This window comes from Acinetobacter thutiue (assembly GCF_030385805.1).
Lineage (GTDB): Bacteria > Pseudomonadota > Gammaproteobacteria > Pseudomonadales > Moraxellaceae > Acinetobacter > Acinetobacter corruptisaponis.
Map to the genome: position 1 here is coordinate 989671 of NZ_JAUDZE010000001.1, position 12578 is coordinate 1002248.

Annotated in this window: 11 protein-coding genes; 6 read left to right on the top strand and 5 right to left on the bottom strand. The window is 42.3% G+C overall.

What is annotated here, in order from left to right; genetic code table 11:
- Positions 1 to 46 precede the first annotated feature (46 nt).
- Positions 47 to 1153: a beta-ketoacyl-ACP synthase III gene (locus tag QTA56_RS04955; protein WP_267979810.1), complete on the bottom strand. Its 1107-nt coding sequence runs from the start codon at positions 1151 to 1153 to the stop codon at positions 47 to 49.
- Between the two features lie 46 nt (positions 1154 to 1199).
- Positions 1200 to 5054: an ATP-dependent RNA helicase HrpA gene (gene hrpA / locus QTA56_RS04960; protein ID WP_267979811.1), complete on the bottom strand. Its 3855-nt coding sequence runs from the start codon at positions 5052 to 5054 to the stop codon at positions 1200 to 1202.
- A 475-nt stretch (positions 5055 to 5529) separates the two neighbouring features.
- Here hrpA and ahpC point away from each other — a divergent pair, with 475 nt between their 5' ends.
- The 3 genes from ahpC to QTA56_RS04975 all read left to right on the top strand — a co-directional run bounded on the left by ahpC (position 5530) and on the right by QTA56_RS04975 (position 6828).
- Positions 5530 to 6093, top strand: coding sequence for an alkyl hydroperoxide reductase subunit C (ahpC, locus tag QTA56_RS04965; protein ID WP_267979812.1), 564 nt, complete (start codon positions 5530 to 5532; stop codon positions 6091 to 6093).
- A 268-nt stretch (positions 6094 to 6361) separates the two neighbouring features.
- Entirely contained in the window at positions 6362 to 6499 is a 138-nt protein-coding gene (locus QTA56_RS04970; protein ID WP_267979813.1) for a hypothetical protein, read from the top strand.
- Positions 6500 to 6612: 113 nt separating this feature from the next.
- Complete coding sequence (locus QTA56_RS04975; RefSeq protein WP_267979814.1) at positions 6613 to 6828, top strand: KTSC domain-containing protein; 216 nt, start codon at positions 6613 to 6615, stop codon at positions 6826 to 6828.
- A 33-nt stretch (positions 6829 to 6861) separates the two neighbouring features.
- On the opposite strand, the gene QTA56_RS04980 is transcribed toward QTA56_RS04975, so the two are convergent.
- On the bottom strand, positions 6862 to 8052 hold the full coding sequence (locus tag QTA56_RS04980; protein WP_267979815.1) for an alkane 1-monooxygenase: 1191 nt from the start codon (positions 8050 to 8052) through the stop codon (positions 6862 to 6864).
- Between the two features lie 122 nt (positions 8053 to 8174).
- Here QTA56_RS04980 and QTA56_RS04985 point away from each other — a divergent pair, with 122 nt between their 5' ends.
- A complete protein-coding gene (locus tag QTA56_RS04985) occupies positions 8175 to 9209 on the top strand; it encodes an AraC family transcriptional regulator (RefSeq protein WP_267979816.1) in 1035 nt (344 codons plus the stop codon).
- Here the strand turns inward: QTA56_RS04985 and QTA56_RS04990 are convergent.
- Positions 9206 to 9424 (bottom strand): DUF1653 domain-containing protein, encoded by a 219-nt coding sequence (locus QTA56_RS04990; RefSeq protein WP_267979817.1) that lies wholly within the window; start codon positions 9422 to 9424, stop codon positions 9206 to 9208. The genes QTA56_RS04985 and QTA56_RS04990 overlap by 4 nt on opposite strands.
- Positions 9425 to 9654: 230 nt before the next feature.
- Here QTA56_RS04990 and ahpF point away from each other — a divergent pair, with 230 nt between their 5' ends.
- Together ahpF and QTA56_RS05000 are read left to right on the top strand one after the other, a co-directional pair.
- Positions 9655 to 11220: an alkyl hydroperoxide reductase subunit F gene (ahpF, locus tag QTA56_RS04995; RefSeq protein ID WP_267979818.1), complete on the top strand. Its 1566-nt coding sequence runs from the start codon at positions 9655 to 9657 to the stop codon at positions 11218 to 11220.
- A gap of 159 nt (positions 11221 to 11379) precedes the next feature.
- On the top strand, positions 11380 to 11724 hold the full coding sequence (locus QTA56_RS05000; protein ID WP_267979819.1) for a hypothetical protein: 345 nt from the start codon (positions 11380 to 11382) through the stop codon (positions 11722 to 11724).
- 58 nt (positions 11725 to 11782) lie between these two features.
- Here QTA56_RS05000 and QTA56_RS05005 read toward each other — a convergent pair whose 3' ends face one another.
- On the bottom strand, positions 11783 to 12394 hold the full coding sequence (locus QTA56_RS05005; protein WP_267979820.1) for a glutathione binding-like protein: 612 nt from the start codon (positions 12392 to 12394) through the stop codon (positions 11783 to 11785).
- Positions 12395 to 12578: the final 184 nt, after the last annotated feature.

Here is a 12578-nt window from a genome sequence, read left to right on the forward strand (position 1 = left end):
AAAAAACACCACAATCTGTGGTGTTTTTTATGATTAAGCCAGAGGCTTAAACAATATGCTTTTGCACCACAATTGACCCGACTGAATAGCCAGCACCGAATGAAGAAATCACTGCATATTCACCATCATTGACCTGCTCACCTGTACGGTGCATGGCAATAATGACCCCTGCGGAAGACGTATTGGCAAACTCGTCCAGAATGATTGGTGCACGGTCTAAATCAGCATCTTTGCCTACAACCAGTTTTAAAATCAGCTCGTTCATATTGGCATTGGCTTGATGCAACCAGAAACGCTTAATTTGTTCTGGTGTTAATTCAAGTTTTTCCAATTGCGCTGTGATCATTTTCGCAACCAGTGGACAGACTTCTTTAAACACCTTACGCCCATCCTGGCGGAACAATTTGTCATCAACCACAGCATCTTCACTACGGTTCAGGAAACCAAAGTTGTTACGGATATTATTTGAAAATTGCGTAAACAAATGAATATCCAGGATTTCATAACCAGATTTGGTTTCAGTTTCTTCAATGATCGAAGCTGTTGCCACATCACCAAAAATAAAGTGTGCATCACGGGTACGATAGTCTAAATGACCTGACGTGATTTCCACATTCAGTAATAGTACACGACGTGCACCACATTTCACTGCGTCATAGGCTTGCTTTAAACCAAAAGTTGCAGCTGAACATGCCACATTCATGTCATAAGCATAACCGTTAATACCCAAAGCTGACTGGATTTCAATCGCAACCGCTGGATAAGCGCGTTGCATGTTTGAACAGGCTAAAATTACCACATCAATATCTTCTGCGGTCACGCCTGCATTTTCCATTGCCTGTTTTGCAGCAATTACGCCCCACTCCGCTTGAAGCGAAAGTTCATCATTGCTGCGTTCTTGCAAGCGTGGACGTAAACGTGCTGGATCAAGTATCCCTGATTTTTCGACCACATAACGGCGTTGAATACCCGATGCTTTTTCAATAAATTCAGGGCTTGAGCCACGTAAGGCTTCAATTTCGCCTGCTTCAATCTGAACAGCATGATCTTGATTATATTGTTCTACATAAGCATTTAAACTTTCAACCAACTCTTCATTGGAAATAGATTCGGTCGGGTGGAATAAACCTGTACCTGTTATACGGATGCCCATGTAAAACTCCTGTAAAGAATGGTTCTAGCTTTCATCATCGCTCAGTTTAACCGATTGCTAAACGATCCCATAGTTTTTGTAATCTAGTTGGTGAAATAGGCAGCTTTGTTTTCATCGGCTGAGAAAACAAGGAAATTCTGAGTTCTTCCAACATCAAATACAATTCTTTGATTCTAGGATCATTTTTAAATTTAAATACTTTGTCCATCCATGGATCGACATCATCAATTGCAGCAAGGTCACGTTGTAGATTATTGGGCAATCGGTCTAAACGCAATAGCAACGCCTTCAAATAACGCGGGTATTCCTGCCAAATCTCGGTAGGTCGGCTATAAACGAAGTCTGCCAATGACATTAAATCAAGTTGGTCTTCAATGTCATCCACACTTCGACCAAAGATATTCTGGTCCAATACCAGTAACTCACGGCGAATTTTCTGCCATTGGGTAAAGATTTCCGTGATATCAGTTAAGACCTGCTGGCCATTGCCCAGGAAATGCTTTTTGGTGTCCATTAATAATTTTTGGAATTCATCCACATTTTTAGGCAATTCCTGAATCGAAACCTGCAAGGTTGCATAAACCAGCATTTGCTCTAGTTTCGCGCGCTCGCCTAAAGGTGAATAGGCCAAAGCCAGTGATTTGGAAATCTGTTTTTTCAACTGGCGGATTAAATCGCCCAATTGCATATGCACAAGGCGAATAATCCCTTCTCGATGTTGCTTGATGGCCTCATCCTGATCATTAAAGGTTTGAATCACCACACCCGACTCATCTTTGGCATCCAACTCAGCAAAGACTTTTGTGGGAACGAGCGCCTGATATTGCTTGACAATAACACCCGTGACTTTCTGCGATGCCTCAAATACAAAACTTTCTGGAAAAGTCTGGAATTCACCCTTTTGCTGTTTCACAGGGCGATGGGTTTCAACCCGACAACGTGCTTTTAACTCATCTAGATCACGCCCCTGCGCAATCAACTTGCCTTTTTCATCCAGTACCTTAATAAAAGGCACTAAATATTGATCAATTCGCTCAAAAGAAAAATCTTTTTCCCTAATCTGCTCACCACGTAAAGCAAAAGCCAGATAACTAAACAAATGTTCACGTAAATGCGTTGCATCCACGCCTTGCATCAGCTTTCTCGCAGTATCAGGAATCGGCACCAGATTACGGCGTTTATCTTTTGGCAAAGCTTTCAGTAATGCTTCGATCAAGTCCTGATGCCAACCTGGAATACCCCATGACCACTGCTTCTCATCGACCTGTGGTAAAGCCTGCACTGGGATTTTAACTGTTGCTCCATCTTCATCATGGCTGGGATCAAAACGATAACTTGCAGCCAAACGCAATTGCCCATTATGCAAATAATCGGGAAATTGTTGAGTGGTGGGACGATCATTCATCCACAGTGCATCATCCTCAACAAACAGATAACGCGGATTTTCTGTTTCTACCGTTGCTCGCCAATCCTCAAAACTACGGCGGCTGGCAATTTCCTCAGGCACTTTCTCTGAATAAAACTGGTAAATGGTTTCTTCATCGACCACCAAGTCACGACGTCGCAGCTTATCTTCAACCCGTTCAACTTCTTCAAGTTTCAGTAAGTTATGCTTTAAAAATGGTGGCGTAACACCTAAATTGCCTGTAGTCAGTGCATCACGTAAGAAGATTTCATGCGCCGCTGGTTGATCCACCTTTTCAAAGTTGATTAAACGCTTTGGCTCAATGATTAAACCGAATAATGAAATCTGTGCATAAGCATTCACAATACCCGCTTTTTTCGACCAATGCGGTTCAAAATAGTGATACTTCAATAAATCACGTGCCGCCAGCAAAATCCACTCTGGATCAATTTTGGCTAAGGTTCTCAAATACACTTGTGAGGTTTCCACCATCTCAAAAGCCATCACCCAGGCGGTATTGATCTTATGCAACGTACTGGCTGGGAACACTTTGGCTTTCTGCTGGCGTACTGCCATAAAGGTGTTACGTTCATCGGTTTTATTGGCAATGAATGAAAGTAAACCTGTTAATAATGCGCGATGCAAGTTTTCATAATTGGCACCTTTCTCATTAAAACTAAGTTTTAAACCCTCTGCCAACTCCACCAATTGCTGATGGGTCTGCTTCCACTCACGCAAACGCAACCAGCTTAAGAAATGCTGCCGTGCAAATTGACGGCGCTTGTTCTCCGACTGCGTATCTGGACTGGTTTGCAGTGTATTCCAAAGCTTTAAATAGAATAGAAAGTCTGAGTCTGCTTCCTTAAATAAGGCATGCTTTTGATCAGCCTGCATTTGTTTATCGGCAGGACGTTCACGTGGGTCTTGAATCGCCAAGGCACTGACAATAATCAGGGTTTCTTTGAGCACGCCAAAATGTGCCCCGCCAATAATCATACGTGCCAAACGCGGATCAATCGGCATACGGGCCATCATCTGACCGACTTTGGTCAGTTCATTCTTGCGCTCGCTGAGTGCACCTAATTCAATCAGCAGTTTACGGCCATCATTAACCAAACGAAAATCTGGTGGTTCGATAAAATCAAAATCTTCCAGATTGCCTAGGCCAAGGCTTTGCATTTGCAAAATAACTGATGCCAAGTTGGTTCGTTTAATTTCTGGTTCGGTAAACTCAGGACGGCTTAAAAAGTCCTCTTCGCTGTATAAACGAATACATACACCTGCCGCAATACGACCACAACGACCTTTACGCTGGTTGGCGGCTGCCTGTGAAATGGCTTCAATCGGTAAACGCTGAACACGTGAACGGTAGTTATAACGGGAGATACGGGCAAAACCGCTATCAATCACATAGCGAATATTCGGAACCGTCAATGCTGTTTCCGCCACGTTAGTAGCAATAATAATCCGTCGTCCTTTGCCACTCGGACTAAAAATCTTTTGCTGTTCAGCTAATGCCAAACGTGCATATAAAGGCAGCACTTCAGTATGACGAGGACCATACTTCTGCAAGGTTTCCTGTAACTCACGGATTTCTTGCTCAGTACTGGCAAAAATCAAAATATCCGCATGTTCAGGATGACCCTTTTCTTCGGCATCAGCAAAGCACTCTTCTACAGCCTGAACAACTGCACGCGGTAGATTTTCTTCAAAATCATCAAACTCATCATCATCACTGCCAACAATACTTAGCTCAGAAATAGGACGATAACGGACTTCTACAGGAAAACTACGTCCCTCCACCTCAAAAATCGGTGCGTCATTAAAGTATTGGCTAAAGCGGTTTACATCTAGCGTTGCTGAGGTGACGATGACTTTCAAGTCAGGGCGCTTGGGTAAAAGCTGCTTAAGATAGCCCATGATAAAGTCAATATTGAGCGAGCGTTCATGTGCCTCATCAATAATGATGGTGTCATATTTTGAAAGAAATCGGTCATTGGTCAGCTCAGCCAACAAGATACCATCAGTCATTAAACGAACAATCGAATCCTGCGAACCTTGTTCATTAAAACGGATTTTAAAGCCGATGGATTCACCCAGTTTCTCGCCAACCTCTTCGGCAATACGCTGTGAAACACTACGCGCAGCCAGACGACGTGGCTGAGTATGCCCAATCATGCCCGTAAGACCACGACCTGCAAGCATGGCAATCTGTGGTAGCTGAGTCGTTTTACCCGAACCTGTTTCACCCGCCACAATAATGACCTGATGCTTTTGAATCGCGTCAATCAAGCGATCTGCATACTGGGTGACAGGTAAATCCTGATTGAGTTTAATCTTGGGGAGACGTGCAAGACGTTGCTTGACTTTGTGGTTAGACTGTTCAAACAGTTTTTCGATTTCTGCTGGTTGTGTTTTTTTATCTTTGCGCAGTCGATTTAAACGGTGGCGGTCACGTGCCATAACCCATTGATCTACATTTAAATGACTCTGCACTGAACAGCTTTCCTAGAAAATAAACTAATCGGCTATTTTACGCCTTAAAGCCTTGCTATGCAAAGTGACCACATTTGGTTCTTTTCAAAAACATGCACTATTCAATTGATACACAGGGATACTTTTGCATTTTCTTATCTTTAAACTGAGTACAATATAGGTAAAAAGTTAAATGTATATCTTCGTTTTTTATATATTTTTAGATTTTTTCAATTTTACCCTTGAATTTTAACAGCATAGACTGCATGTTGTTAAGCACGTTAGTTTGAGGATATTTGTCATTTTTGCTTCATCTCAATGAAGTCAAATAGAGAAATATCTTTGGGTGAAAGTCGAACTTTATTGAGTTATTCAATTTTCCGATTTTAGTCATGTAAAAATACTATTTCCCCAATAACTAAAAATTATTTATTCTAGACCTCGTAAACAAGTAAGGCATTAGCCTCTCAATAAAACCTCAATCATGGAGACAATGATGAGCTTAATTAATACTGAAGTTAAACCATTTAAAGCTGATGCATTCCGTAACGGTGAATTCATTCAAGTCACTGACGCTGATCTTAAAGGAAAATGGTCTGTTCTTATTTTCATGCCTGCCGCATTTACATTCAACTGTCCAACAGAAGTTGAAGATGCTGCTGAAAACTATGCAGAATTCCAAAAAGCTGGTGCAGAAGTTTATATCGTAACAACTGACACTCACTTCTCTCATAAAGTATGGCACGAGACTTCTCCTGCTGTAGGCAAAGCTCAATTCCCATTAATTGGCGATCCTACTCACCAATTAACACGTGCTTTTGATGTGCATATTGAAGAAGCTGGTTTAGCTTTACGTGGTACGTTCATCATTAACCCTGAAGGCGTAATCAAAACTGCTGAAATTCATGACAATGCCATTGCTCGTGATGTATCAGAAACTTTACGTAAACTTAAAGCTGCTCAATTCGTAGCAAGCCACCCAGGTGAAGTTTGCCCAGCGAAATGGAAAGAAGGTGAAGCGACACTTGCTCCATCTATCGACCTAGTGGGTAAAATCTAACTCTCTAGATTGAACAACTTCGTCAGAAGCCACTCTTTTTAGGGTGGTTTCTTTTTATCTGCCTTTATATAAATTTCTTATCCACTCTCCCCCAGCTTGATAGCAAAATTTTTACAATTCTTATACTTATAAATTTATAGCTAAAATCATTTATGAATTGTCAGCATGCCCAAGTTGGAGTACTGTCAAATCATGAGGCAAAAGAGTTTCTTATATGGACATGGGGCTGTTGACGTTCCATCTATGCATTGCGTTATAGGCTAAAACAATGCAAACGAGGCATGAAACGCAGGGAAGGGTAAATCCCCTTGTCAAGTTTCATAACGAAGTTTGGGGCGGTTTTAGCCATAACCCTGCGGGACAGGGACATTTTTTGCCGTTACTGCGTTATGTCTTGCTTACTTAGAGTGACTAAGTTTCGCAAAACATACCTTGTATCGTCTAAAAAATTTCCTCTGTCGCAAACATGGATGAAATGTCAACAGCCCCAAAGATCAAACCAACAATGAGGGCAAATCTATGGAAAAAACTGTTGTTGTAACCTCTTGGAAATACGATGTTTCTTCACGTTATTTAAAAATATTTTACAATAACGGCTCAGGCGAGCTTTATCATCCCGTTCCCGAATTTATCTACGATAATTTACTTCGGTGTACCGATAAAACCGCCTTTGTACATAAATATCTTGAGTTTGATCTTCATTTTAAACGACTCTGTATTACCGCCTCCCAATAAAAATCAGCCCGATTGGGCTGATTTTTTGTCATTTTAAGCGGCTTCAACCTGCCCAGCATATTTCTCAAACATTTTTTCTTTCGCCTCTGGATGAATATTCATCTTATTTAAGTCACCTTTATAATGTTCCACCACTCGATCATCCATGATTTTTGACCACCAAGATGGAATAAATGCTGGCAAAATCAAGGCACCATAACCTGCGGGCAACTGTGGTGCATTTTCAAAATGGCGCAGTGTCTGGAAGCTACGCGTTGGGTTGGCATGATGATCAGAATGGCGTTGTAACTGATACAGGAACAAGTTGGTCACCACATTGTTATTGTTCCAGCTATGTTCTGGCAAGGTACGCTCATATTGACCATTGGCTTTCTTTTCACGTTTCAATCCATAATGTTCAATATAGTTTACCGATTCAAACAAGGTGATTGCATAAGCGGCCTGGGTCATCTGGAATGGCACTGAACGCATGCCAAATTTTGCCAACATGGCTGCATGGTAAACGGCCGACATTGCCCAGCCATGAATCAGCTCATTTTCCTTACAAAAGAATGGTCGCTTTTTACGCTCCAAACGGCTCTTTTCAATTTCAATGGCGGACTTGAAGCTGCCAATTACGGTACGTGGCAGGAATTTCCAGAATGTTTCACCTAATCGAGATGATGCTGGATCTTCTGGAGTCGCAACACGACGGTGATGACCATAGGGATGTTCAATACGGAAATGATTATAACCTGAAGGTGCCAATGCCAAATGTGACAGATACTGTTCAAGCTTTCCTGTTTTATGGCTCAACTCATGTGCTGTATTAATGCCAATACCATTGACCATCCCCACAGTCGTTCCAAGTAGAACCTGATCGGCAACAGAGGTATTTTTACGGCTTGCCAAATAGGTTCCATAAATATTTGCTGCATACTGTAATGGGATATACAGTTTCACAATACGCGCATAGTATGGATCAGCTTCTAAATCGGCAATCGCATCAATCGGTGGATTTTCCGTATCTTCACCAATGAATTTGTCCAGTGTCGGAATCACACCATGTAAAAATAATGGACCCAGTCCAGCAAAAAATTTCTTGGTTTTCTTTGGGCCAAATTGATAGCCCGCCAGCCCACTCATTGCAATTGCGGGTACAGCCAAGCCTAGTAACCACAAATGACGTTTTTTATCCGTGAATGTTGCTGCCTGTTCTACATCGAGTTGAGTATGCATATTCATTAGAAGTTCCTCAATCAAACACAAAATGCCTTGCTTGAACTGATTGTGTTCTTTTGATTCAACTCTATATTATCATTTTAAGACCTGCTATTATCATTTTAAGACTTTACTGGGTTTTTATTGTGCAGAAGCAGCAAATTCCTGTCATTCCATCACGTTATTATTTACGGCTGATTGAAATTTTAATCGGTACACATCAGTACGACCCTCATTTGCTGACAAGCTTAAGGGATGAGCTCGCAAAAACGGAACTTTTATCCATCCAGCAAATTGAACAATTCATCGCAGTTGGTTTAAGTCTTCCCAATACGCAGGACCTTGCCTTTGAACTAGGTAAAAATTTAAAGCTGAGTTCACACAGTCTGGTGGGATATGCCTTAATGACCAGCCCAAATCTGGACCATGCCTTAAGACTGATTGCACAGTATTTTAGGCTGATCATGCCTAGCTTTAAGCTCACCATTCAGTTTCCAGCCAATTCACAAAAGGTTGAACTGTTATTTGAACCGATCTTGCAGATGAATAAACAGTGCCTTGCCTTTCATGTTGAAGCCATCGCAGTGGCCTTTTACTACAGCCTACTGGAACTGGCTGGACAGCAACTGCAACGCTATCAGGTTTATTTAAGCATTCCTGAACCTGTGTATCAGGAACGTTATCTACATTTAGTCAAAGCCAACTTTCATTTTAACTATACGTGGATGTCTGGTATCCGTGTCGTGATTGATCAGCAGCAATTGGCACTGCCCTTGCCCTTGGCAGATGCACACAGCTTAAAGGTGGTTGAGCAACGCTGTCAGGAACAAATCCAGAAAATTTACCATCAGGGCGAAATTGTTGAATGGGTCAGCATGATGCTGCGACAGGCCAATCAAGTGCCGACCTTAACTGAATGCGCCAAAGTTCTAAATATTTCAACCAAAACCCTGCAACGCTATTTACAGCAACAGGGCGTCGAGTTTCAGGCATTGAAACAGAAAATCAGCACTGAACGCGCTATCGACCTGTTAGAAAATTCAAGTTTTACCATCACCCATATCGCGTATGAGTTGGGTTATTCCAATCCTGCAAACTTCACTCGTGCATTTAATAGGGCGATGGGATGTAGTCCACAACACTATCGTCTGTCCCGATCTAAAACCCAGCAGACAGATTAAATCTCTTGGATTAGTTTAAAACGTGCAATCACCTGTCCATCCTCAAGCTCAACTGTTTCAGTAAACATGCTGAGTGGGCGTACCCACATGGAATAATCTTCATATAAACATTGATACACCACCAATTCTTCTTCAGTTTCACTATGTCGGGCCACATGAAACACCTGATAAAGCTGTCCTTTGTAGTGTTGATAAATACCACGCTGTAATGTCACGCTATTTTCCTTTAGGTTATGCTATGAAATGATTGCAGTTATATAACAATTTTGAATATATTCAAATTTTTACGTAGAAAAATCTTCAAAATACTTATATGCCATTTTAAATTCAAAAATCCGATCGAACTCATAAAAACATACTGTTTTACCTATTCAATGGTTTTGCGTACTATAGCCCCATGAAATGAATTTAGCTGACTTGAACTGCTGAGAATTTGGAGATTTGCATGTTAGACCAAAATATTAAAACCCAGTTAAAAGCTTACCTAGAACGTCTGGAAAGTCCAATCGAGTTGGTTGCTGCTTTAGATGAATCTGACAAAGCCGCAAAAATCAAAGAGCTTGTGACTGAGATTGCTGAACTTTCTGACCAGGTTACGGCGCGTTTTGACGGTTCAAACGCTCGCCGTCCCAGCTTCGGTGTGGCCAGGGCAGGTGAACAGCCGCGTGTGTTCTTTGCTGGCCTGCCGATGGGACATGAGTTTACTTCCCTGATCTTGGCATTGTTACAAGTATCAGGCTATGCACCGAAAGTTTCGGATGAAGTGCTAAATCAGATCAAGGGTTTAAACCTGACCGCCAACTTTGATGTGTTTGTATCTTTAAGCTGCCATAACTGTCCAGAGGTGGTGCAAGCCTTGAACCTGATTGCGATCAACAATCCAAACACCACCGCCACCATGATTGATGGTTCTTTCTTTCAGGATGAGGTGGAAGAGCGCAAAATCCTGGCGGTACCAATGGTGTTTCAGGACAATGAGCATATCGGTCAGGGCCGTATGACGCTGGAAGAGATTGTTGCCAAGCTGGACATCAACTCAGCCGAGAAAGATGCGGCAGCCATCAATGCCAAAGACGCGTTTGACGTTCTGGTGATTGGCGGTGGCCCTGCGGGTGGTACAGCGGCAATCTATGCGGCACGTAAGGGCATCAAGACAGGGATCGTGGCTGAACGCTTCGGTGGTCAGGTCATGGATACCATGGATATTGAGAACTTTACCACGGTACAAAAAACTGTAGGTCCAAAGTTTGCCCAGGATATGGAAGCGCATGTACGTGAATATGGCGTGGACATCATGAACCTGCAACGTGTCAGCAAGATCACAGGCGCAGATCAAACTGCAAATGGCCTGGTTGAGGTTGAGCTGGAAAATGGTGCCAAGCTTGAATCAAAAACCATCATCCTTTCAACAGGTGCGCGCTGGAGAGAGATGAATGTGCCAGGTGAGGCTGAATACCGTACCCGTGGTGTTGCGTACTGTCCGCACTGTGATGGTCCACTGTTCAAGGGCAAGCGTGTTGCGGTGATTGGTGGTGGTAACTCAGGTGTTGAGGCTGCGATTGACCTTGCGGGGATTGTCGAGCATGTGACTTTGGTCGAATTTGATACCAAGCTTCGTGCCGACCAGGTGTTGCAGGACAAGCTAAACAGCCTGCCAAATACCACTGTGATCCTGAATGCACTAAGCACAGAGGTTGTTGGTGATGGTTCACAGGTGACAGGTTTGAAATATAAAGACCGTGCCACTGATGTAGAGCATACAGTAGAACTTGCAGGGATCTTCGTGCAGATTGGCCTGTTGCCAAACACGGACTTCCTGAAGAACAGTGCTGTTGAGTTGAGCAACCGTGGTGAGGTCATGATCAATGACCGTAACGAAACCAATGTAAAAGGTGTGTTTGCTGCGGGTGACTGTACCACTGTGCCTTACAAGCAGATCATCATTGCCACGGGTGAGGGAGCCAAGGCGTCACTGTCCGCCTTTGACTACATGATTCGTTCTGGCGTGTAAGCCCAATTGAAAAACTTGTGCACGCATTTACATTTTTCATATGTAAGTGCGTGTTTTTACAAGTTATCAACAAATTTTCAACTTTATTCGTCAACGTTTTTATGTTTATATTTTCGCTATCCATATCGTATTGGATGCCACAACGAAAAGGAACGAACAATGAATAAATTACTTGTTGCATTAGGTCTCGCTGCTACTGTTGCACTTGTAGGCTGTAATAAAGATAAAGCGCCTGAAACAGGTGCGACTACGGGTGAACATTTAGAGCATGCAGCTGAACAGGCTGGTGCTGACATCAAAGACGCAACAGCAACAGCGACTGACAATGTTGCAACCGCAGTTGATAATGCGGGTGATCAAATTGATGCTGCTGCTGATCATACTGCGAGTGCAACTGCTGAAGCTGCTGCAAAAACTGAGGCTGCTGCCCGTGATGCAACCGCAAAAGTTGCTGGTGCGGTAGAGTCAGGCGCTGCTGATGTGAAAGAAAAAGCTCAACAATAAGATTTGTTGATGTAAAAAAGCCTCTGGTCACAGAGGCTTTTTTATGCGTATAGTGGAATTAAGCCAATAAGCCCTCATCACGCATGGCAATTTGTACAGACTGACGCTCAGCGACCTTGTTGCGCAAGGCAACAATATTTGGATATGGGGTTAAGTCATGTTCGATATGATTTGACCAGTTTGTAATGACAAACAAATAGGCATCTGCTGGACCAAAATTATCATCCACCAGATAATCACACTCTGATTCAGCCAAATAGTTGTCAATGTATTTTAATAAACGATCAACTTCCGCATACGCCTTGTTTTTTTCATCATCGGTCAATTTGCCAGTGAAAAACACCGCATAGGCATCATGGAGTTCTGAGTTAAGGTAACCCAGCCATTCAAGTACCTTTGCACGCCCCATGCCTGATGGAGGGATCAAGTCCTGTTTTGGATCGTGCTGTGCCAGAAACGGTAAAATGGCCACATTTTCAGTTAAGATCAAACCTGGGTTGATTTCCAATGCAGGAACATAACCTTTTGGATTGATTTCGTAATAGTCTGCACCTTTTGAAGTTTTATGTGTTTTTAAATCTACCCGTTCTAAATCAAAATCTACATTTATTTCATTTAAAATAATATGGGCTGCCAATGAGCAGGCACCTGGTGAATAATACAACTTCATGTTTGATCCTTGTTATCTAACATTAATGTTTTAAAATGCTTCATCCAAACTTTCAAGCTTTGTTTGTTACTGATTTGCAAAAAAGTATGTTTTTGCACTTTTCAAGCATTTTAAGTTGCCATTGATGTCCTGTTTATAAAAATTCTATCCCAATGTTAAGCGCTAAACATGACGATACCATGTC